At 33.5% G+C, this 23425-nt stretch carries 26 protein-coding genes; 2 read left to right on the top strand and 24 right to left on the bottom strand.

The features are described 5' to 3' along the window. Nucleotides 1-10: 10 nt before the first annotated feature. The 20 genes from nifU to glyA all read right to left on the bottom strand — a co-directional run bounded on the left by nifU (nucleotide 11) and on the right by glyA (nucleotide 17485). Nucleotides 11-436 carry a Fe-S cluster assembly scaffold protein NifU gene (gene nifU, locus N3C_RS01660; RefSeq protein ID WP_074364331.1) on the bottom strand — a complete coding sequence of 142 codons (426 nt, stop codon included), beginning with the start codon at nucleotides 434-436 and terminating at the stop codon, nucleotides 11-13. Further along, complete coding sequence (nifS, locus tag N3C_RS01655) at nucleotides 429-1622, bottom strand: cysteine desulfurase NifS (protein ID WP_074364330.1); 1194 nt, start codon at nucleotides 1620-1622, stop codon at nucleotides 429-431. The genes nifU and nifS overlap by 8 nt, the downstream gene beginning before the upstream one ends. Before the next feature lie 44 nt (nucleotides 1623-1666). Beyond that, entirely contained in the window at nucleotides 1667-2125 is a 459-nt protein-coding gene (locus N3C_RS01650; RefSeq protein WP_074364329.1) for an RrF2 family transcriptional regulator, read from the bottom strand. Nucleotides 2126-2365: 240 nt separating this feature from the next. Further along, nucleotides 2366-3991 (bottom strand): DUF2207 domain-containing protein, encoded by a 1626-nt coding sequence (locus N3C_RS01645; protein WP_083604385.1) that lies wholly within the window; start codon nucleotides 3989-3991, stop codon nucleotides 2366-2368. A 229-nt stretch (nucleotides 3992-4220) separates the two neighbouring features. Further along, entirely contained in the window at nucleotides 4221-4781 is a 561-nt protein-coding gene (locus tag N3C_RS01640) for a nitroreductase family protein (protein WP_074364327.1), read from the bottom strand. Nucleotides 4782-4858: 77 nt separating this feature from the next. Next, nucleotides 4859-5842: an ornithine carbamoyltransferase gene (argF, locus tag N3C_RS01635; RefSeq protein ID WP_074364326.1), complete on the bottom strand. Its 984-nt coding sequence runs from the start codon at nucleotides 5840-5842 to the stop codon at nucleotides 4859-4861. A 116-nt stretch (nucleotides 5843-5958) separates the two neighbouring features. After that, on the bottom strand, nucleotides 5959-6765 hold the full coding sequence (locus N3C_RS01630) for an acetyl-CoA carboxylase carboxyltransferase subunit alpha (RefSeq protein ID WP_074364325.1): 807 nt from the start codon (nucleotides 6763-6765) through the stop codon (nucleotides 5959-5961). Further along, nucleotides 6758-7630 carry an acetyl-CoA carboxylase, carboxyltransferase subunit beta gene (accD, locus tag N3C_RS01625; RefSeq protein ID WP_074364324.1) on the bottom strand — a complete coding sequence of 291 codons (873 nt, stop codon included), beginning with the start codon at nucleotides 7628-7630 and terminating at the stop codon, nucleotides 6758-6760. Before accD ends, N3C_RS01630 begins: the two co-directional genes overlap by 8 nt. Then, on the bottom strand, nucleotides 7627-8976 hold the full coding sequence (locus tag N3C_RS01620) for an acetyl-CoA carboxylase biotin carboxylase subunit (RefSeq protein ID WP_074364323.1): 1350 nt from the start codon (nucleotides 8974-8976) through the stop codon (nucleotides 7627-7629). The genes accD and N3C_RS01620 overlap by 4 nt, the downstream gene beginning before the upstream one ends. Before the next feature lie 13 nt (nucleotides 8977-8989). Then, complete coding sequence (fabZ, locus tag N3C_RS01615; protein ID WP_074364322.1) at nucleotides 8990-9412, bottom strand: 3-hydroxyacyl-ACP dehydratase FabZ; 423 nt, start codon at nucleotides 9410-9412, stop codon at nucleotides 8990-8992. Nucleotides 9413-9425: 13 nt separating this feature from the next. Continuing rightward, entirely contained in the window at nucleotides 9426-9902 is a 477-nt protein-coding gene (gene accB / locus N3C_RS01610; RefSeq protein WP_074364321.1) for an acetyl-CoA carboxylase biotin carboxyl carrier protein, read from the bottom strand. A gap of 10 nt (nucleotides 9903-9912) precedes the next feature. Next, nucleotides 9913-11151: a beta-ketoacyl-ACP synthase II gene (gene fabF / locus N3C_RS01605; protein WP_074364320.1), complete on the bottom strand. Its 1239-nt coding sequence runs from the start codon at nucleotides 11149-11151 to the stop codon at nucleotides 9913-9915. Between the two features lie 15 nt (nucleotides 11152-11166). Continuing rightward, nucleotides 11167-11907, bottom strand: a complete 741-nt coding sequence (gene fabG / locus N3C_RS01600; protein WP_074364319.1) for a 3-oxoacyl-[acyl-carrier-protein] reductase — start codon at nucleotides 11905-11907, stop codon at nucleotides 11167-11169. A 21-nt stretch (nucleotides 11908-11928) separates the two neighbouring features. Next, entirely contained in the window at nucleotides 11929-12870 is a 942-nt protein-coding gene (gene fabD, locus N3C_RS01595; protein ID WP_074364318.1) for an ACP S-malonyltransferase, read from the bottom strand. Further along, entirely contained in the window at nucleotides 12858-13814 is a 957-nt protein-coding gene (fabK, locus tag N3C_RS01590; protein WP_074364317.1) for an enoyl-[acyl-carrier-protein] reductase FabK, read from the bottom strand. The genes fabD and fabK overlap by 13 nt, the downstream gene beginning before the upstream one ends. A gap of 53 nt (nucleotides 13815-13867) precedes the next feature. Beyond that, nucleotides 13868-14086 (bottom strand): acyl carrier protein, encoded by a 219-nt coding sequence (gene acpP / locus N3C_RS01585; protein ID WP_074364339.1) that lies wholly within the window; start codon nucleotides 14084-14086, stop codon nucleotides 13868-13870. 17 nt (nucleotides 14087-14103) lie between these two features. Beyond that, nucleotides 14104-15087, bottom strand: coding sequence for a beta-ketoacyl-ACP synthase III (locus N3C_RS01580; RefSeq protein WP_074364316.1), 984 nt, complete (start codon nucleotides 15085-15087; stop codon nucleotides 14104-14106). Nucleotide 15088: 1 nt separating this feature from the next. Further along, nucleotides 15089-15556, bottom strand: a complete 468-nt coding sequence (locus N3C_RS01575) for a MarR family winged helix-turn-helix transcriptional regulator (RefSeq protein WP_074364315.1) — start codon at nucleotides 15554-15556, stop codon at nucleotides 15089-15091. Nucleotides 15557-15721: 165 nt separating this feature from the next. Continuing rightward, a complete protein-coding gene (locus tag N3C_RS01570) occupies nucleotides 15722-16225 on the bottom strand; it encodes a flavin reductase family protein (protein ID WP_074364314.1) in 504 nt (167 codons plus the stop codon). Between the two features lie 24 nt (nucleotides 16226-16249). After that, on the bottom strand, nucleotides 16250-17485 hold the full coding sequence (gene glyA / locus N3C_RS01565; RefSeq protein ID WP_074364313.1) for a serine hydroxymethyltransferase: 1236 nt from the start codon (nucleotides 17483-17485) through the stop codon (nucleotides 16250-16252). Nucleotides 17486-17695: 210 nt separating this feature from the next. On the opposite strand from glyA, the gene N3C_RS01560 reads away from it, so the two are divergent. Next, the gene (locus N3C_RS01560) at nucleotides 17696-18475 is read left to right on the top strand and encodes a threonine/serine exporter family protein (RefSeq protein WP_074364312.1); all 780 of its coding nucleotides are present in this window, start codon (nucleotides 17696-17698) and stop codon (nucleotides 18473-18475) included. After that, entirely contained in the window at nucleotides 18475-18915 is a 441-nt protein-coding gene (locus N3C_RS01555; RefSeq protein WP_074364311.1) for a threonine/serine exporter family protein, read from the top strand. The genes N3C_RS01560 and N3C_RS01555 overlap by 1 nt, the downstream gene beginning before the upstream one ends. 69 nt (nucleotides 18916-18984) lie before the next feature. Here the strand turns inward: N3C_RS01555 and N3C_RS01550 are convergent, their stop codons facing one another. The 4 genes from N3C_RS01550 to N3C_RS01535 form a co-directional block, all read right to left on the bottom strand. Further along, entirely contained in the window at nucleotides 18985-19296 is a 312-nt protein-coding gene (locus tag N3C_RS01550) for a Dabb family protein (RefSeq protein WP_074364338.1), read from the bottom strand. 402 nt (nucleotides 19297-19698) lie between these two features. Then, nucleotides 19699-20808 carry a Ger(x)C family spore germination protein gene (locus tag N3C_RS01545; RefSeq protein WP_074364310.1) on the bottom strand — a complete coding sequence of 370 codons (1110 nt, stop codon included), beginning with the start codon at nucleotides 20806-20808 and terminating at the stop codon, nucleotides 19699-19701. Continuing rightward, nucleotides 20795-21895, bottom strand: coding sequence for a GerAB/ArcD/ProY family transporter (locus tag N3C_RS01540; RefSeq protein WP_074364309.1), 1101 nt, complete (start codon nucleotides 21893-21895; stop codon nucleotides 20795-20797). Before N3C_RS01540 ends, N3C_RS01545 begins: the two co-directional genes overlap by 14 nt. Next, entirely contained in the window at nucleotides 21892-23385 is a 1494-nt protein-coding gene (locus tag N3C_RS01535) for a spore germination protein (RefSeq protein WP_074364308.1), read from the bottom strand. The genes N3C_RS01540 and N3C_RS01535 overlap by 4 nt, the downstream gene beginning before the upstream one ends. Nucleotides 23386-23425: the final 40 nt, after the last annotated feature.

The following is a 23425-nucleotide window of genomic DNA, read 5'->3' as shown; positions in this document are numbered from 1 at the left end:
ATTGTATTAATTATTCTCCATGAACGTGGTCGTGTATGTCATCATGTTCTGTCATTTCCCATGGTTCTAACCCCTGATTTATTCTATAATCATTAATAGCTTTATGAATAGCTTCCTCTGCTAAAACAGAACAATGCATTTTTACTGGTGGTAGTCCATCTAAAGCTTCTGCCACTGCTTTATTTGTAAGCTGCCAAGCTTCCTCTAAGCTTTTACCTTTAATAAGTTCAGTAGCCATGCTAGATGAAGCAATAGCAGATCCACAACCATAAGTTTTAAACTTAACATCTTTAATAATATTGTCTTCAACCTTTAAGTATATTTTCATTATATCTCCGCATTTAGCGTTACCAACTTCTCCAATACCGTTGGCATCTTCTATTTCTCCAACATTTCTAGGATTTCTAAAATGATCCATTACTTTTTCGCTATACATTTTTGCATCCTCCCTTTTTTACAACGTCTTCCCACAAAGGTGACATATCTCTAAGTCTTTGTACTATTTTAGGTACAACATCTAATACATAATCGACATCTTCCTCTGTATTGCCTTCTCCTAAGCTTAGCCTTAAAGAACCATGAGCAATTTCATGAGGCAATCCAATTGCTAAAAGCACGTGAGAAGGATCTAAAGCTCCAGAAGTACAAGCACTTCCACTGGAAGCACAAATTCCTGCATCATCTAATAACAGTAATACTGATTCCCCTTCAATATATTGGAAACACACGTTAACATTTCCTGGTAACCTTTTATCTCCCCTTGGTCCATTTAATCTTGTATAAGGAACCTTTAATAATCCCTCTATTAATTTATCTCTTAAAGCTATTAATTTTGCATTTTTTTCTTCCATATTAGAAACTGCCAATTCAATTGCTTTGCCTAAACCTACTATGCTAGCAACATTTTCTGTACCAGCTCTTCTAGCTCTTTCCTGTCCACCACCATGGATTAAATTGTCAATTCTAACACCTTTTCTTATGTATAAAGCTCCCACTCCTTTAGGACCATAGAACTTATGACCGGCTAATGAAAGCAAATCTATATTCATATCCTTAACATCAATTGGTACATTTCCCACAGCCTGAACTGCATCTGTATGGAACAATACTTTTTTCTCACGACATAATTTTCCTATTTCTTTAATAGGTTGAATAGTTCCTATTTCATTATTAGCAAACATTATAGATACTAAAATTGTAGTATCTTTTATGGCTGCAGCTAAATCATCAATATTAATAAAACCCTCCTCATTTACAGGTAAATAAGTAACCTCAAAACCATGCTTTTCTAAATACTCACAAGCATGTAACACTGCATGATGCTCTATTTGTGTAGTTATTATGTGATTACCCTTCTTTTTATTTGCAAAGGCTACACCTTTAATTGCCCAGTTATCCGCTTCAGAACCAGAACCAGTAAAAAATATTTCTGAAGGCTCAGCGTTTAAAGCCTTAGCAACTCTGTCTCTACTAACATCTATAGCTCTTTTTGTTGTTCTTGACAAAGAGTAAATAGATGATGGATTACCATAGTTTTCTATAAAATAAGGCAGCATTTCTTCAAGTACTTCTTTTTTTGTATAAGTTGTAGCTGCATAATCCATGTAAATAGTTTTGTTCATTATTTCACCTTCCTTGATTTATGTCAATGATATGATAAGTTTATTTATTTAGCATATTTTTTCGATGTTAAAGGATGATTATTTCTATTTTGCTTTATTTTATTATAATCTTCTACTATATCATTAAGGGTAGTTGTCTCTAAAACACTATCAATACTCTTCTTTATCTTTTCCCATAAAAGCCTTGTAGCACAATAATCTTCATTACTACAAGTAGAGCCCTCTATGCAATCAGATATTTCTATAGGTCCTTCTAATATTTTTATTATTTCAGCCACAGTAATATCCTTAGGTGACTTACTTAAAATATAACCTCCTTGAGCACCTCTTATACTCTTGATTATTCCAGCCTTTCTTAAGGGCGCAAATAATTGCTCTAAATAATATTCCGATATGCCCTGTCTATCTGATATACTCTTTATAGAAATAGGTTCATCTCCATAGTTAAGAGCTAAATCTACCATTGCTTTAACGCCATATCTACCTTTGGTAGACAATTTCATTTAATCACATCCTTTAAATCCGACTCTTTTAGTAGACTTTATTTTTACAATAGCAAATGCTTGTAAAGTTGTCAACTATGTATTTATATTTCTTTTTATAGGATAAAAAAATAAGAAGTGTGGCACTTCTTATTTATAAGTTTCTATTAATTTAATAATCTATACGTACTCTATTTTAACATGGAAGATGGGTTAGCTGAGTGACATTTTTCATATTATATCGCACGCCCCTGGGGCATTTTAAAATGCCCCAGAGCCTCCCCCGCCACCGCCGCCGAAGTCGCTTCCACTTGAGAAGCCACCAAATCCTCCTCCGTCACCACTAGAATAATCTTTATTGGCCTCATAATTTATTCCGCCCCACAAACTATAATTAGTCATAAAGAAGGGATAGTAGTAATAAAAGAGGTTATCATTAAAGCTATTGCTAGAGTACACAGAGTTATTTACACTATCTAATAATTTTTTCAACTGATTTTGACTACCTATGAGCACTGAAGCATATATTAACATTTCATCTATACTTTCTATAGGTTCCATATTTTTTCTATTTACATAACTCATTAGATACTTTTTGTAGGCTTTCCATTTTAATTTTTCATCGTAATATTCGTTACTTAAAATAGTTTTATTCTCGATATTAACATAAAAGCCTAATTCTTTAGCTTCTCTTTTTACCGTTTGATCAAACTGAGCATTGGAAGTTTTATAGTCAAGAGCCCCTGACCTTGTTTGCACCTTACTCCTTATAGTTTTTAATGCTAACACACCATTCCGTTCATATTTAGACATCCATCTCATAAAATATTTCAAATGAGCAGTTTCTGGCGGTGCCATTTGGTAGTTACGTTTGAAAACTAAATCCTGATTATTCTTTTTACTAGAAAATTCATTTTTGATATGTGAAGGGTTTTCCAATGTATAATAGCCCTTATGACATAGATAAAATAAGGTAGCAGAAATTGCTGAGCTTGATACATAATTTTCATTAATCAGGAGGTCCACAAGTGCTGGAGCCATATCGCTAGGAGCCATGGTTACTAAGTCGCCATTAAAATGCATATACCTTGCTCTGTAGGAATTAACAGCGGCTTTGAACTTTTTATTTTTCCTCATTATATAAACTACAATTGCAAAAACAAAAATAAATACTACTGCTAATATAACTAGTCCAATAATAGCGCCTTGTCCTTTTTTTGTAATAGGTATATCTAAATAGTCAGGTTGAAAGTTCACCTTTACCCCTAGTTTTCCTGTTAAATTGCTACCATTGATTTGAAAGCCTTTTTCATTGTAATTAACAATTAGATTTTTACCGTCAACGTAACCCCAGTGCTTGAAAACTGACATATCAAAATCAGCACTGTTTAATGATAAATTAAGTTCAAATGTATTTACAGGTATATTATTCTCTACTTCATAAAAGGCCCAATAAAGTTCTCCAATATCTTCTCTCTTAACCACTGCTCCATGAATTGTGTATTTAAATATAAATGTTTTTCTTTCATTACTGCTTTTAGAGAATATTTTTATTTTAGATAGGGAACTAGAATTATCTAACTCATAGTAATTGTTGTTAGAACCTTTATCTTCTCTTAGGGTTATTACATTACCTTTGTTATCTTCTACTAAAACCTCAGATATGGTAATATTATCAGCACCTTTTTTTGATAAGTTTCTGTATATTCCATTGAAGTCACCGTTAAAATAGTAGGTTAATTCTTCTTCTACGTAAACATCGCCATTTCTTAATATTGTTGAATTTACCACTAGGTTTTCAATGGTGTAACTTTTAGAATCAGCCTTTACTATAAAAGGCGACAGAAAAATACTGAAAAACAATAAAACTGCTACAACCTTCTTCATCAATGTCCCCCTTAATGGATTTTTCTTTCCTTATTTATTATTTTGTTACATTAATTATAGCATTTTTCATTGGTATTAACACTACCTTCTAATATTTTAGTTGATGTATATATAATCAAAGGTTACTTCATACTATTGTTTTGCTGTTAATCTACAAAAAGAACTATCCATTTTTGAAATGAATAGTTCCTAGAACCTGAGGTTATATATATTAAGTTGTTCGTTTTTATTAATAAGTTAAACTTTTTTTCGGTCTTCCTTTAAGAGTTCTACTAGAATCATACTTTTCCCAGTATATTCTTTTTTCATTATATTTGGCCTTAAGGTTTTTTATTTCATCTGGATATCCTACACATACAATTCCTAGAGGAATTACATGGTCGGGAATATGCAACATTTGTCTTATGGCCTCCACCGTATCTTGATATAGATATACACTACACCATTCTGCCCCTAGATTTATACCTGCACAGGCCAAAATTATATTTTGAATAGCAGCCATGCAGTCTTGCAACAAGCTGTTTTCCACTTCAGCTTTCCCTAACTTAATGTTACCACAAACTACAATTGCTAATGGTGCATTACAGCATTGAAATTGAGTTGCTTCCTTAAGTTTTCTATTTTTTTCTTCATCTGAAATCACAATAAATTCCCAAGGATCATTGCAACATGTACTAGGTGCTGCCATAGCAGCCTCTAATAAAAGCATAATCTTCTGCTCTTCCACCTTTTTATTGCAAAAGCTTTGTACAATACTTCTTGAGTATATGTAATCAAGTAAATTAACCATATAAACCACCCTTTTATCTTTAAAATTCTTCACCCAATTAATGTTGATTACATATACGCTTGTCCTATATTCACTTGTTACAAAGTTGCAACCATAACTGCTTTAATAGAATGAAGTCGATTTTCTGCTTCTTCATAAACTAATGAATTTACACTTCTAAACACCTCATCATCTACTTCCCTAATATCTACTCCCTTTTCTTCCATAAAAAACTTAGCAGTTTCCGTATCAAAATTATGATAAGAAGGTAAACAATGCATAAATTTAACTCCTTCATTACCAGTAGATTTTAACATGTCCATTGTAACCTTATAAGGAGATAGAAGTTTCACTCTTTCTTCTATTTTATCTTCCTCTCCCATAGAAGCCCAAATATCCGTATAAAGAGCATCAGAACCCTTTATATCCTCTATTTTATCTGTTACGACAATTTTTGATCCTGTTTCAGTTGCTATAGCATTAGCCTTTTTCAATACTTCTTCACTAGGCCACAATTCTTTTGGTCCAAAGGCTACAAAAGTCATACCCATTTTAGCACAACCGTACATTAAAGCATTACACATGTTATTTCTTGTATCTCCAACAAAAGTAAGCTTTATCTCCTTTAAAGGCTTATCTATGTTTTCTTCTAGGGTCATAAAATCCGCTAATACTTGTGTAGGATGATCATCATCTGTTAAACCGTTCCATACAGGCACCCCGGACTTTTGTGCCAAAATTTCTACTACCTTTTGATCAAAGCCTCTAAATTCAATAGCATCATAAAGTCTTCCTAAAACTATTGCAGTATCTTCTATAGATTCCTTCTTACCCATTTGTGAGTTAGTTAAATAGGTAACATTAGCCCCTTCATCATAGGCTGCCACTTCAAAGGCACATCTTGTTCTTGTAGATGTCTTCTCAAAAATTAACACAATATTTTTACCGTCCAATTTTTTATCTTTTATGCCCATTTTCTTTTTCTTTTTCAAGTCATGAGCTAAATCTAATAGATATCTTATTTCATCTGGTGAAAAATCCAATAGTGTTAGAAAGCTCCTCCCCTTTAAATTTATTTCCATTATTATCGCCCCCGTTTATATTTATACACATTTACTTTATATTTATACAATTATTATATAACAAAAACTCCCGTTTTGCACGAGAGTTTTTCATATTTATGCGTATAATTTCATAATTACTCTTTATAATGCCCAATTTTCCTATACTTTTCATATCTTCTTAATAATAATTCATCTTTAGATAACTTACATAATACTTGGAATCCATCTATCAATCTATCTTTTAGCAATGTAGCCATAGTGTCTATATCCTTCGAAGCATTACCACTAGGTTCCATTATTACTTTATCAATGACTTTTAATTTAAGCAACTCTTCTGCTGTAAGCTTCATAACCTCCGCTGCTTCAGCTGCTCTAGATACATCCTTCCATAAAATACTTGAAAAACCTTCCGGCGATAATATTGAATATATAGAATTCTCCAGCATCCATACCTCATCTGCTAACGCAAGAGCTAAAGCGCCACCGCTGCCTCCTTGTCCGATGACCACTGAAATTATAGGCACCTTTAAATTTATCATTGTTACTAAATTTTTAGCAATTGCTTCTCCTTGACCTCTTTCCTCTGCACCTACTCCACAATAAGCACCTTGAGTATCTACTAAACAGACTATAGGTCTATTGAATTTCTCTGCCTGCAACATTAACCTATGAGCCTTTCTATAGCCTTCTGGATGAGGACATCCAAAGTTTCTATATATGTTATCCTTCGTATTTTCACCTTTCTGTACAGCTATAACGGTAACTGGCTTTCCATTAAGAAAAGCTATACCACCAATTATTGCGTGATCATCGCCATAATACCTATCTCCATGCAGCTCTATAAAACCATCAAAAATCCTATCTATATATTGCTTAGCAGATGGTCTTTCCTGTGCCCGAGCTATATTCACTCTATCCCAAGCACTCTTTTTCTTACTCATAGCTATACCTCCCGTGGAGCCTTAATATATTGGCTAAGGTCATTCTTAGCTGTGTTCTATGAACAATCTTATCAATAAAACCCTTTTCTAATAAAAACTCTGACCTTTGAAATCCTTCTGGTAACTGCTGCTTAATAGTATTTTCTATAACCCGCTTTCCTGCAAAACCTATTAAGGCTCCTGGCTCAGCTAAAATTATATCTGCCTCCATAGCAAAGCTAGCAGTTACACCACCGGTAGTCGGATCCGTTATTACAGAAACGTATAGTAGTTTATTTTCATTATGCTTTGCTATAGCTCCACTTACTTTAGCCATTTGCATTAAGGATAGGATTCCCTCCTGCATTCTTGCACCACCAGAAGCAGTAAAAATAATCACCGGCAATCTATGATTTGTAGCATATTCCACAGCTCTTGTAATCTTTTCTCCTACTACAGATCCCATACTTCCCATCATAAAATTACTATCCATAACAGCTATAACGGTATGTAAATCAGCTATTTTACCACGTCCTGTTACTACCGCTTCTTTCATATTTGTAGCTAACTTAGTTTTATTTAATTTATCATCATAACCAGGGAAGCTAATAGGATTTACACTTTCCATATCTTTATCAAACTCTATAAAAGAATCCTTATCCAAAACCATTTGTAGTCTTTCTTTTGCTGATAGTCTAAAATGATAATTGCAATTAACACAGGTGTTGCAATTGTCTTCTACATCGCTTTTATATAATATTTTACCACAGTTATTACATTTAACCCACATACCATCAGGTATAGTGGGCTTATACAGCTCTTCCCTATTTAAATTTGTAGTGCTGATTGTTATATATTTTTGCTTTTTAAACAAATCTTTTATCATTCACTTTTCACCAACTTATCTTTTAAGAATGAAGTATTATAATCTCCTTTAATAAATCTTTCATCACAAAGTATCTCAAATTGAAAGTCTATATTTGTTACTATACCTTCAATTAGTAGTTCTCCTAAAGCTCTCTTCATTCTTTCAATGGCACTATTCCTATTCTCAGAATGTACTATAAGTTTAGCTACCATAGAATCATAGTAAGGTGGAATAACATATCCTTGATAAACAGCACTATCAACTCTAACTCCAGGCCCTCCAGGCATATTTAATCCAATTATTTTTCCCGGTGAAGGTCTAAAATCATTACTAGGATCTTCTGCATTTATTCTACATTCTATGGCATGTCCTCGAAGCTTTATATCCTCTTGTTTTAATTCTAACCTTTCTCCTGCCGCTATTTTAATTTGTTGCTTAACAATATCTACACCTGTAACTAACTCTGTAATTGGATGTTCTACCTGCACTCTAGTATTCATTTCCATAAAGTAATAATTTAAATCACTATCTACCAAAAATTCCACAGTTCCAGCGTTATAGTATCCAACTTTTTTTGCTGCTCTAACTGCTGCTTCCCCCATTTGTTGCCTTAACTCATCAGTCAAAATATTTGATGGTGCTTCCTCTAAAACCTTTTGGTTTTTTCTTTGAACAGAACATTCTCTTTCGCCTAAATGTATAACATTTCCATACTTATCACCTAAGATCTGAAACTCAATATGTCGTGGCTTATCAATATACTTTTCCATGTATAAAGTATCATCGTCAAAGCAAGCCTGAGCTTCACTTTTTGCTGTATTATAGGCTTTAGAAAGCTCTTCCTTACTATAAACTATCCTAATTCCTCTGCCACCACCTCCAGCAGCAGCTTTAATCATTACAGGATAACCTATTTCTTCAGCCATTTTCAAAGCATGTTCTTCACTTTGTAAGGCACCTTCTGTACCGGGTATTATAGGTATATCCGCCTCTTTCATAATCTCTCTAGCCCTTGACTTATTCCCTAGTAGTTCAATACTCTCAGCATCCGGGCCAATAAAAACAATATTACACTCACTGCACATCTTAGCAAACTTGCTATTTTCAGAAAGAAAACCGAAGCCAGGATGTATGGCTTCAGACCCGGTTAATACTGTAGCACTTAATATGTTCTGTATGTTTAGATAACTATCTTTAGAAGCAGGTCCTCCAATGCAAACTGCTTCATCTGCTAGCTGCACATGAAGAGCATCCCTATCTGCTTCTGAGTACACTGCCACGGAAATTATGCCCATTTCTCGACAAGCTCTTATGATCCGGACGGCAATCTCCCCTCTATTTGCAATCAATATCTTTTTAAACATAAGCACTCCTCCATTATCTTCCGACAATGAATGTAATTTCAGCCTCACAGACCTTTTTATCCTTTACTGTAGCAATTGCTTTCCCTACTCCGGCTGGCCCCTTGACCTTTATTAGATCCACTTCTAGTTTTAATACATCACCTGGTACTACCTTTTGCCTAAACTTAGCCTTATCTATGCCAGCAAAATAGGCTATTTTTCCCTTATTCTCTTCTAAGCTAAGAACAGCCACTGCACCAGTTTGAGCTAAAGCCTCTATTATGAGCACCCCAGGCATTACTGGCTCCTGTGGAAAATGACCTTGAAAAAAGTATTCATTCATAGTTACATTTTTAATTGCAACAGCTTTTTTACCTGGCACTACTTCTTCCACCCTATCTATCAACAAAAATGGATATCTATGAGGTAATACCTCTTGTATTTCCCTTATATCCATAGTAACACCTACTTTACAATTTTATTTTGAATAATGGTTGACCGTATTCTACCATTTGGCCTTCTTTAGCTAAAATTTCTACTACGGTACCACTATTTTCAGATTCTATCTCATTCATCAATTTCATGGCTTCTATTATGCAAACCACATCTCCCTTTTTTACCGTATCTCCTACAGCAACAAAGGGTTCCCTATCCGGTGAAGGTGCAGGATAGAAAGTTCCTACCATAGGAGCTCTGATTATGAAATAATTATTTTTATCCTCTTCATCATTTTGTGGCGCAAGATCATTACTTATTGCAAGATCGTTGCTAATAGAACCTTCATCACTTTTACTTTCTGCTGTTATATTATTTAATACTATGGTCTTTTCACTATCACCAATATTCTTCTTCATTTTGATTCTTAATTCTTTATACTCTATTTCCATAGAGGAAAGCTTTGAATTTTCCATCATTAAAACAATTTCTCTGATTAAGTTTAAATCCATATCCTACCTCTCACTCTTTCCATTTCTTTAATACTATAGTTGCATTATGACCACCAAAGCCTAAAGAGTTAGACATAGCTACGTTAACTTCTATTTCCCGGCCCACATTAGGTACGTAGTCTAAATCACATTCTTCATCCCTTACCTTTAAACCTATGGTGGGAGGAATAAAATCATCCATAATAGCATTGATGCAAACAATAGCTTCAACAGCACCAGCGGCCCCTAATAAATGACCAGTCATAGATTTTGTAGAGCTAATTGGTATCTTATAAGCCAAGGCTCCAAATACTTTCTTTATAGCTATAGTTTCAAATTTATCGTTATAAGGAGTACTGGTACCATGAGCATTTATGTATGATACTTCATCCTTGCTAACTCCTGCATCCACTAAAGCTAATTCCATAGACCTAGCAGCTCCTTCCCCCTCAGGATCTGGAGAAGTCATATGGTAAGCATCACAGGTTGATGCGTATCCTACAATCTCACATAAAATCTTTGCTCCTCTTTTTAAGGCATGATCCAAGGTTTCCATAACTACTATACCAGCACCTTCTCCAATAACGAAACCATCTCTCTCCTTATCAAAAGGTATAGAAGATCTCTCCAAATCATTCTTGGTACTAAGGGCAGTTAAAGATGTAAAACCTGCTACACCTAAAGGAGTGATGGAAGCCTCTGCACCACCGGCTATCATAACATCTGCAGTACCTTTTTGAAGTATATTAAAAGCTTCACCTATAGCGTTAGTTCCGCTAGCACAGGCAGTAACAACACTGGTGCAAACACCCTTAGCTCCATATCTTATGGCTACATTTCCAGAAGCCATATTAGATATTGCCGTGGGTATAAACAGAGGGGACACTCTTGAAGGCCCCTTGTCAAAAAGCTTTTTGCATTCCTGTTCAATAGTTCCTAGACCTCCAATACCAGAACCTATAAGTACACCGAATTTATATCTATCTACAGTATCTAAATTTAGGTCACTTTGCCTTATAGCTTGTTCAGTAGCCGCTATTGCATATTGACAAAATTTATCCATTCTTTTGCATTCTTTTTTAGCTATATACTGTTCAGGATTAAAGTCTTTTACCTCTGCTGCAATTTTCACCTTAAAATCAGTGGTATCAAAGCCTTTAATGTAATCAATCCCAGATATACCATTTTTGCAATTTTCCCAAAAGCTCTTTACATCATTTCCAATTGGGGTAACAGCCCCCATTCCTGTTATAACCACTCTATTTAACATCCTATCAACCTCTCTTTATACTACCATTCCACCATCTACATGTATTACCTGACCTGTTATATAGGAGGCCTTGTCAGAGGCAAGAAATGCTACTAAATTTGCTACATCATCCGTATTTCCCATTCTCCTTAAAGGAATATTATCCAATATACTTTCCTTAACTTTCTGCGATAATGCTTCTGTCATATCTGTATCTATATATCCTGGTGCCACTGCATTAACAGTAATTCCTCTGGAGCCTAATTCTTTTGCCATAGACTTAGTAAGCCCTATCACTCCTGCTTTTGATGCAGCATAATTAGCCTGACCAACATTCCCTACTACTCCTACTACGGAAGAAATATTAATTATTTTACCACTTTTTTGTTTAAGCATTATTGCGGAAACATGCTTCATACAATTAAAACAACCTTTTAAGTTAGTAGCTATAACACTGTCAAAATCTTCCTCCTTCATTCGTAACATTAAATTATCCTTTGTTATACCTGCATTATTTACTAGTATATCTACGGAGCCAAAGGTATTCTTGGCTGCATTTAAAAGGTATTCTGCCTCATCAAATTTGCTAACATCTGCCTTTACTGCTAAGGCTTTGCCCCCTCTACTTTCTATAATAGATACCAACTCTTGTGCTTCCTTTTCACTACTTCTGTAATTTATTACAATGTTAGCACCTTCTTCTGCCAACTTTAATGCTATAGCCTTCCCAATTCCCCTTCCAGCTCCAGTAACAACAGCACATTTTCCACTTAACATAATTTCCTCCTTAATCAGATACTAGCCATTTATCTTGCTTAATACTTCCAAAGTATTATTAAGAGACTTTATATCCTGTACATTTAAAGCTGTAACTTTTCTATTTATTTTCTTCATAAAACCAGTAAGAGTTTTACCGGGCCCTAATTCTATAAAAACATCAACACCATCTTCTATCATTTTATTTATAATATCTTCCCAAAGCACTGGACTCATTGCTTGTTTCACAAGTAGATCCCTTATTTCGCTCTTATCCTTTATATAATTTCCATGTACATTAGTTAGTACAGGAACTTCCATATCCTTTATATTTACTCCTATTAGCTCTTCTTTTAAATTCTCTGCTGCCTTCTTTAGTAGAGAACTATGAAAAGGCGCACTTACAGGTAAAGGTATGCATTTACCACCTAAATTTGTTAATATCTCAGTAGCCTTAAGCAAAGCATCCTTTTCACCGGCTATAACCACTTGACCAGGGCAATTAAAATTCACTGCTTCAACAACTCCAGCATCGGAGGCGACTTTACAGCTGTCAATTATTTTCTGCCTATCTAATCCAAGTACCGCTGTCATTCCACCTTTTTCAAGGGGTACAGCTTCCTGCATAAACCTGCCTCTTTTTCTAACTAAGGCTACCGCTTCACTAAATTCTAAGACTCCGCTGCAAACTAAAGATGAATATTCACCAAGGCTAAATCCTGCCGTTACATGAGGCCTTACACCATTATGTATTAAAGCTTTCATTGCAGCTATACTTACTGTAAGCACTGCAGGCTGAGTTATTTCTGTAACACTTAATTGTTCTTCACTTCCTTCAAAGCATATTTTAGCCAAATCAAAACCTAAGACCTTATTTGCATTAATAAAAACCTCTTTGCAATCTATAAAATTATCATATAATTCCTTACCCATTCCAGGGTATTGAGAACCCTGTCCTGAAAATATAAATGCTACTTTTGACATAGGCCACCTCTTGCAGCAAATTTACTTATAACTAACTCAGCTTCAGAAAAAATTTCCTCTACAATTTCTCTAGCACTTTGCTCCTTGTTTACTAAGCCTGCAATTTGCCCTGCCATTACAGATCCCATATCTATATCTCCTTCTTTAACTGCTCTTGGTAAAGCTCCTTTACCTAATTCTTCATATTCTTCTAAAGCAACACATTGCCTTTCTAACATTTGAAATTTTCTTGCTAGCTTATTTTTTATCACTCTTACCGGATGGCCTGTAGGTCTTCCAGTAACTACAGTGTCAATATCCTTGGCAGCTAATACTTTTTGCTTATAGTTACTATGAACTGTACATTCTTTAGCCACTAAAAATCTAGTTCCTATTTGTACTCCTTCAGCCCCTAGCATAAAGGCAGCAGCAATTCCTCTACCATCTCCAATGCCTCCTGCAGCTATTACAGGAATATTCACCCCGTTTACTACCTGAGGAACTAAAGCCATAGTGGTAAGTTCACCTATATGACCTCCTGCCTCGCATCCCTCAGCTATTACTGCATCAGCACCGGTTCTCTCCATTCTTATTGCTAATGCTACAGAGGCTACCACTGGAATAACGGTAATACCATTTTCCTTCCACTTGCTAATATACTTACCAGGATTTCCTGCTCCGGTAGTTACAACTTTGACCCCTTCATCACAAACTAATTTAGCCACTTCATCAGCATTGTTACTTAAAAGCATAATATTAACTCCAAAAGGTTTATCTGTTAACTCCTTAGTTTTCCTAATCTCCTGCCTAACCCAATCTACAGGAGCATTGGCTGCTGCAATAATTCCCAAACCTCCAGCATTACTTACCGCCGCTGCTAAGGAACTATCCGCAACCCAAGCCATGCCCCCTTGAAATATAGGGTATTTTATACCTAGAATTTCACATATCTTTGTATGAAACATAACATTCCTCCTACATTCTATGAAGGGCCAATTATTTATCTGACCATATCAATCTACTTCTGGGCTTCAATAAATTCTACAGCATCTTTTACACTCTTTATATCCTCAGCATTTTCTATCTTAATGTTAAAGCTTTCCTCAATTTCAATAACTATTTGAAACAAGTCTAAAGAATCTACTCCTAAATCTTCAAAGGTGGTTTCCAAGGTTATTTCCTCCTCATCAACCCCTAATTGATCAACAATAATCTCCTTAACTTTTTCAAACACCATTTTACATACCTCCATTTTTATTTTTGCCATTTTACAAGGGCAGCCCCAAAGGTTAATCCACCTCCAAAGCCTACCATTATTACATTGTCATTCTTATTTAAAAGACCTTTTTTGTTAAGTTCATCCAGAGCTATCGGTATACTAGCACTAGATGTATTACCATACTTATCTAAATTCACATAGAATTTATTAATATCCACATCTAATTTTTTTGCAGCATAATCAATTATTCTAAAATTAGCTTGGTGAGGAACAATATATTTTACTTCTGATATGTTTATTTCTTCCCTTTGAAGTAATTTTTCTATACTGTCAACCATAACCCCAGTAGCAAATTTAAAAACCTCTCTCCCATCCATAGCAACATAATGATTTTTATCTTGTAAATCATTAGTTTTTATAAAAGGGTTGATTACCGGCAGAGCATGGCTTTGCAAAACTTCACCTTTCTGTCCATCAGATCCTAAAATTATAGTACCTACACCTTTTTTCATGGAAGCACTTAAAACAATAGCACCGGCACCATCACCAAACAATACACAGGTGTTTCTATCCTTCCAATTTACAATCTTGGATAATGTTTCCGCCCCTATAACCAAAATGTGTTTGTAGGGTCCGCTTTTTAAAAGATGAGTCGCTACATTCAGCGCATATATAAAACCTGTGCATGCTGCATTAATGTCAAAGGCCGCAGCCTTTGCAGCACCTAGATTACTTTGAACCAAGCAAGCTGCCGATGGAGTAAAATTATCCGGTGTAGTAGTTGCAACAATTATAAAATCTAATTCTTCAGCACTTATTCCCGCATTTTCTAAAGCTAACTTAGCAGCATAAGTAGCCATTAAGGAAGTATCTTCACCGCTGCTTATTCTTCTTTCTTTTATACCTGTTCTTGTAGTTATCCACTCATCACTAGTATCCACTATCTTTGCCAAATCATCATTAGTTACTATATTTTCTGGAAGGTACTTTCCGGTGCCACTTATATACACTTCTTTCATATCACTTCTCCTCACTGCTACCATTCAAATTATATTTACTCTTAAAAAAGTTATTAAGTTGCTCTAAGGCACTAATTAGAATCTTTTCTTCATCCTCACTTAAACCTTCTATTGTAGCTTTAATCATGTCCTTATGAAACTTCTCATGAAGTCTATAAGCTAATTTTCCACTTTTAGTGAGTTTAACTAAAACAACTCTTCTATCTTCCTCAATTCTCTGTCGCTCTACATAACCTTTTTTTATCAACTTGTTTATTGCTGTAGTTAAGGTTCCCACAGTAATCTTTAAATCTGCAGCTACCTCTGACATACTTCTTGGTTCGTACATTCCAATGGCGTCTATAGTATGTATCTCTGTCACAGAAAGGTCATTAATTTTTCCCTGCTTTAATGCATTCTGTTCAATTTGAAGAATGTCATTAAAAAGCTCTACCAATAATTCATTCAAAACATTAAAACTTTTTTCCATAGTTATAGTAAATTTTCACCTCATCCTGCTTGTTTATCAAATATTTTGAGAATCAAAATATTTATTTTGATATTCAAAGTATATTACAAATCAATACTATTGTCAACCTAGAAAATAAATAAAAAATTCAACCTTGAGGTTGAATTTTTTATTTAAGGATTATATTTACTTTCCTTGATAACAACTAACTATTTCACCATAATAAATAGTATGATAGTCATCATCAATATAAGAGGTATTTACAATATCTTTTCTTAAAAATTCTGGAGACATATCTTGCTTGTAAATAACCTTACATTCAAAATACATACCGCAGTCTGCAATTACTGGTGTATTTACTTCCTTTCCTTCTATAGTAGATATATTAGCTTCTTCAAACTTATTTACATCTCTACCTGATTTAGATCCACATATAGCTAAAGCGTTTTTTAATGTATCTTTCATAGGTATGCTTACTGTAAACTCTCCGCTTTCTTCTATTATATGGTGGGTATGTCTTGACTTTCTAACGAATACTGTAAATATTGGCTTACCCCAAACAAATCCTACATTACCCCAGCTTATTGTCATAGTATTAAGCTCGTCTTTGTTTTTAGTGGTTAAAAAGGCCCCTCTTTTATGAAAGTATTCTATTATATTATCTAAATTTTTTGTGAAATCTACTGACATTAGTACCCTCCTAACTACTTACTTTTATGAATATATAGGAAAATCTCTACATAGTTTTTGAACTTCTTCTTTAATATTGCTTAAATCCTTATCCTTATTCTCAATTACATAATTAATAAAGTAAGCTATCTTCTTCATTTCCTCTTCTTTAAAGCCTCTTGTAGTTACTGAAGGAGTGCCTATTCTTATTCCGCTAGTTACAAAAGGACTTAAGGTTTCAAAAGGAATTGTGTTTTTATTTACAGTTATTCCAACAGAATCTAGAAGCTTTTCTGCATCTTTTCCTGTAATCCCCTTGTTAGTTAAATCTACTAACATCAAATGATTATCTGTACCACCAGATATTAATTTGAAGCCATAGCCTATTAGTTCCTCTGCTAGAACCTTAGCGTTTTTAACTACCTGTTGCATATAGTTCCTATATTCATCACTCATAGCTTCCTTAAAGCAAACTGCCTTTGCTGCAATAGTATGCATTAAAGGTCCTCCCTGCATACCAGGAAATATGGTTTTATCCAAATCCTTTGCATACTTTTCCTTACACAAAATAGCCCCACCTCTAGGACCTCTCAAGGTTTTGTGGGTAGTAGTAGTTACAAAATCTGCATAAGGTACTGGATTAGGATGAAGTCCTGCTGCTACAAGACCAGCAATATGAGCCATATCTACCATAAAATAAGCCCCTACTTCATCAGCAATACTGCGGAACTTTTCAAAGTCTATTATTCTAGGATAAGCACTAGCTCCTGCTACTATCATCTTTGGCTTATGCTGCAATGCAAGCTCTCTTACTGCATCATAATTTATTGTCTCTGTTTCCTTATCTACTTCATAGGAGACGAAATTAAATAATCTTCCAGAAAAATTAACGGGACTTCCATGGGTAAGATGTCCTCCATGGCTTAAATTCATTCCTAACACTGTATCTCCAGGATTTAGCACTGAAAAATACACTGCCATATTAGCCTGGGAACCTGAATGAGGCTGAACATTAGCATGCTCTGCTCCAAAAAGTTCCTTTAATCTTTCCCTTGCTATATCTTCTACTTTATCAACAACTTCACAACCACCATAGTATCTTTTTCCAGGATAACCTTCCGCATATTTATTGGTTAGTGGAGATCCCATTGCTTCCATCACTGCTTTGCTTGTAAAATTTTCAGAAGCAATAAGCTCTATATTATCTTCTTGCCTTTTAGTTTCAGACTGTATTAACTCCAAAATTTCTGAATCTATGGCTTCAATATGCTTATAATTCATTTTTACACTCCTCCTTATCAATTACAAATCATAATTCAATTATAAATATCAATCTATCATTTATCAACAAGTTTTTCCATACAAATTATTAAAAAGCTCTTATTTACATAATAAGTAATTATGCTATACTTAATAAGTTGGAGAATTAGACATTTTAATATTACATATATAAGTTGAAATTATATCATAAATATATAAATAGGTGATGATATGAATAATAAAGATATTAATGCTGTTGTACATATTGCTGTGGAGGCAGGCCGAATCATATTAGAAAACGGCGGTGAAACTTATAGAGTAGAGGATACTATCAATAGAATTTGCACAGCTTTCGGTGTAAGACGGGCAGAGAGCTTTGTTACCCCTACCGGTATTATGATGTCAGTAACAACTATTGATGGAAATACAATTTCCATGGTAAAAAGAATTCAAGTCAGAACTGTAAACTTAGAAAAAATATGCAAAGTCAACGAACTATCAAGAAATATATCTAAATATGTAGACTCTATAGAGGAAATAAATAAAATATTAGAAGAAATAGATTATACCCCAAGATATAGTAACAAAAAGACCATTTTTTATTCTGCCTTAGCTGCCGGTTTCTTTACATTAATCATGGGTGGATCCTTTCAAGATTTTTTCATGGCCTTAATTACAGGCTTTTTTATTAAATCCGCTAGTATATATCTAAAGAATTTACAAATAAGTGAATTTTTCATTAATATAGTTGGTGGCGCTCTTGCCATGTTAATATCTTTAATATTAAATCAAATTGGTCTGGTAGCAAACTTTAACGAATTAGTTATTGGTTCTATTATGCTTCTGGTTCCAGGCTTAGCAATAACCAACGCTATAAGAGATACTATTGCTGGAGATTTAGTGTCCGGTTTAGCTAGAGCCATAGAAGCCTTTTTAGTGGCCATAGGTATTGCTATTGGCAGTGGTATGATACTTGGATTTTGGATTTCTACTTTTGGAGGGGTAAGCTAATGTTACTAGAAACTTTATATTCTATGTTGGCCACTTTAGGTTTTGCAATTATTTTTAATATTAGAGGAAAAAACATACTATTTGCTGCCCTAGGCGGAGGTATAGCTTGGTTTTCTTATTTATTCTTTCAAAAAATAAATTTTAGCATTACCGCAGCAAATTTCATGGCTTCTATTATAATTGCTATCTATTCGGAAGTCATGGCCAGAGTAAATAAAGCTCCAGTTACCGTTTATGTGATATGTTCTCTAATTCCTTTAGTACCAGGCGGTGGTATGTACTATACTATGTTTGAATCTATAACAGGAAGTTTAGACAAGGCCCTAAAACTTGGAGTGGAAACCTTAAGCAGCGCTGGTGCTTTAGCTACAGGAGTCTTACTTATTTCATCTATATCTAGGTTGATTACACAAGCTAAGCAAAAAAGAAAAAGTTGCTAACCTTTCTATCAGCAACTTGAAGTAAAAAATAAAATAATAGAAAAGTAAAGCTCACTTAGTGGGCTTTTATTATTTTATGTTAGTCTCATAATCTGTAACTATTCTTGCGTCTACAACTTTCCTAATAAATCCTGCAACCTTTAAATGCTCTTCATGATTTTGGTATGTATTTAAATCTTTTATACTGTTAAACTCTGAATATAAAACTACATCGTAGGCCTGTTCAGATTCATTAATATTTATACCAACCTCAATATATTTAAGCTCTCTAATTTTATCTTTCAAAGCCTCTAAATCTCTCTTTATTATTTGAGCATTTTCAAGTTTATTTTTCCCTTCTGAAAAATCTTTTAATTTCCACATTACAATATGTTTAATCAAAATTTTCACCTTCCTTTTGCTGTCATTTTCATTATTTGCAACGCTTTCTGTTTTATTTTCCTCCTTACCTTCAACATTGTTATTAGAGACTTTAACAGTTTTCTCTACAGTTTTTTTAGATGTATCAGTAACTTTAACCTCTTTATTTTTAGAACATCCAGCCAAACTTGTGAAAACAAATGCAGTTATAAATAATTTGATAAAAGTTTTTTCATAGCAAATTCTCCTTTTTATGCAATAAATCAATTTTTTTAATAAATTATATTATATAAAAAATTAAATAAAAGTAAATAAATTTATTTTTGTCCCTTCATTCGTCGGAATTCTTTTTTATAAAAAAGGCCGTTGCACAATCAACAAAATCAGTTAATTGTGCAACAGCCCTCTCTTTGTGAATTTATATTATAAGTCTCCCCTTCCAAACCTGTTTATTCTAAAAGAAACATTAACCTTTATTTCTGAATTCATTACCACTTCATTCCAATCCACTCCAGTATCTCTTCCATACTTGGCCGCTGCTATTCTGCCAAGCTCTAGTGCATCAACTTTATGTTCTGTTTTTAATTCCTTTATAAATCCTTCTAATTCCTTCTTCAAATTTTTTGCTATTTTAGCTTCTATTTCCTTCTTTTTTCCTGGTTTATCAATCATCAATAGTTCATAATCATTGGCCACAATTTGGCCAGATAGATTTAGATTTATTATGAACTTATATTTGTCATTTTCCTTATAACATTTAACTTTTCTTTTACTTATAGCAAAAAGACCAATATGCTTATCAGAATCCTTCTGTAAAGTAATAATGCCACTTACATTAGTTTCTCTTAATAAATTAAGATACTTAAGCTTTGGACTGGGTATTACAGTAATCATCTTATCATCCTTAAAAACAGCCATACCTGATATCTCAAATATATTATCCTTAGCTGTAATATATGGAAGCACTAAATTGCGTCCTTCTTCTTCTAATCTAACATAAGCATCAATCAACATATAGTTTTCAGTAAAAAAGTTCATTTCATTTGCATACCTAAGAAGACCTTCGATATAATCCCCTGCAGAAGGATATCCTTCTACTTGAATTTTCAAAATATCCTCTGCTTTACCTTCACATACACATAACAGCGTTGCATCTCTAACATCAGGATTTCTAAAATAGACATCCAAAAGGTCTCTTATTCCATGCTTAGCATAGTTTTCACCTATAACATAGACCTTTTCTAGTCCAAGCAAAATCTTTTTATCCATCCTTCTTTGTCTTTCTTCCCTTAGTTTAGGAATGGTTTCTCCTCTGGTTGTAACATTTATAGACTTTACTTGCTTCTCCGTTACCAAGTACCTAGAAGCAGTAGAAGAACGAATTTCTATTCCTTCTACACTTTTCTCTAGGTCATAGCCTATAGCCGAATCTATGGCTAACTGTTCCACCGCATATCTTTTAACACCTGAAATAAAAAAGGAAAAAGTAAAAATTACAACTACCAAATAAATATATAGCTTATAAATTTTCATTCTTGTCACCTTTTTTAAAGTATATAATTATAGTAATTATGGTTACATATATAAGATTATATACTAAAGTATAGTTTATGGTTTTATTTAAAAATGCTCTCCTGGCTGCTTCATCATGAACTATACTGATTGCAAAGATCATAAGGAAAAACAATAGTAAGCATATCTTTCTAATATCTAGTTTTTTAGAAAAATTACTTATAATATAACTACAACTATAATAATTAGTAATAATGGTTTTAAAAACAATCATAATCCAAATAAACATAAAGAAAAATCTAAAGCTGTTTATAAAAGGGAGATTTATTGCTTCATTTAACAACATAACTGCAAAGTAAGATCTTGTAACTATAGTAGGTCCTACAAAATATATTGTTAGAAAAGTAAAATAAGTGTATATAACAATCATAACAAATACAGATTTTAATGTAGCTTTATTTATAAATACTTTATCTTTATCTTTTACATTAGGATAAAATAGCAACATAACTTCTACGCCAGAATAAGCAAATATTGATCTTACACTTCCATCTATAATTTTCTTTATTCCCGAGCCAAAAATTGGAGATACATTTAGCATTGACCCATCTTTTAAAGCTACTAAAGGTATAAGCAGTAAAATAAACTTTAAATAATACATAAACTCATTTACTCTTCCAATTACTTTTAAACCTAACAATGATCCATAAACAGCTAAAATAAGTACAACTATGGAAATTTTAAAAACACTTAAAAAACTTACTATATATAATATAGATAAACTCATTGCCCCTGTAGTAATACCAATTAGATTTACGAAGAAATGTGCTGAGAATAAAAGGTTTAAAATAGAACCAAAAAAATTACCAAATACCTTCTTACTTATAGACAAAATATTGTCATTTGGAAACTTTTTTGTTATTAAAATTGTTAATAGTGCTATATACAAGGGATAAATTCCCCCAACTGCAGCGGAAATCCATGCATCCTGTCTTGATACTTCAGCTAATCGATTTGGAAGGGCTAAAATTCCTACTCCGAAGATAGCTCCAACTATGATATATGTATATTCCTGATACGTAATTTCATCCTTTCCTACTGTTTTCATTTTTTCTTTCCCCACTTCCAGGACCTATTGCTTTGTTGCCTTATATCGTCCTTATGTGGAACTGAATCCGGTCTATTATTCATTTTCCAAAAAGGAGATCTTACAATACTATCCTTCAAATCTCTATATTTATTTATTGCAAAATAAGGCACTCCAAAGCTTTCTAAGGAAAACAAATGTATAAGCAGAAAAAACCATCCTAAGGCTATTCCAAGAACACCCAGTGTATTTGCAAGAATTAACATTGGAAACCTTATAAATCTCACTGAAAGAGACATTTCATAGTTTGGTGTTACAAAGGAGGCTACAACTGAGATACAAATTATAAATAAGGTTGTAGGACTTACAAACTTTGACTCAACTGCCATGTCACCTACGATAATACCCCCAACTACACTTAAAGTTTGTGCAATTTTACTTGGTAGTCTTAATCCTCCTTCACGTAGAAATTCAATTATAAGCTCCATCAAAAATATCTCAAGAAAAGGGGTAAGAGCTATATCCATTCTCGATTGAATTATAGGTATTAAAAAATTTACTGGTATTAGCTCTGTATTAAACTTAATAATAACTAAATAAGCTGGTGCTGAGGTTATAACTATAAATATGGCTATAAATCTAATTATTCTAAAGGCATTTGTAACGACAAATCTGTCATAATAATCTTCTACTGAATGAAAAAACTCCATAAAGGTGGCTGGCGCCGTTAAAGCCATAGGTGTACCATTAATAAGTATTCCTACTCTTCCTTCCAATATCCTTGATACAACTTTGTCTACTCTCTCTGTTGAGTAAATTTGAGGAAATACTGAATAGGTATTATCCTCTATAAACTTTTCAACAATTCCAGAGCTATTAGCCCTATCCGCATTTACTGATTTTAATCTTTCTCTTACATTATTTACAACATCATCATCAGCTACATCCTTTAAATATACAAGGACTATATCCGACTGAGTTCTTTGACCTAAAGTTATTCTTTCAAAGACTAAATTTTTATCTCTAATAGATCGTCTTATCATACTTATATTTGTACTAATATTTTCAACAAAACTTTCTTTAGGTGCCCTTGCAGCTATTTCAACTGTTGATTCCTCTATCGCTCTATATTCTCCACCTTTTGTATCTACTATAATAAAATTCGGCTGATTATTAACAAATATTATGGAATTACCTCTTTTTACATTAATAATTGCCTCATTGATATCTGACATGATTGTAGTATTACTCATAGCTATATATCTTTTGGCAAGATAATCAGCTAAATTCTCTTTACCATTTATTTCTTCGTCTATATGAAGCATAAGGGGATGCAAAATATCTCTGTCAACTATGTCTTTATTCACTAATCCATCAACATATATAAGAGCTAAATCTACAGGTTCTCCCTTACCTGAAAGAATATGTTTAATAACTAAAAGACTTTCAGCACCTACTTCTCTATTCATAATCTCTATATAACTTTTCAAACTATATTCACTACTAGTCAAAGATAGTCACCTCCCCTATATCTTAGTAGTTTGTATTTAC

Origin of the sequence: Clostridium sp. N3C (assembly GCF_900095445.1) — a bacterium.
Classification (GTDB): Bacteria; Bacillota; Clostridia; order Clostridiales; family Clostridiaceae; genus Clostridium_AU.
Note: the sequence above shows the minus strand (reverse complement) of the source record. Positions and strands in the feature narration are given on the sequence as shown.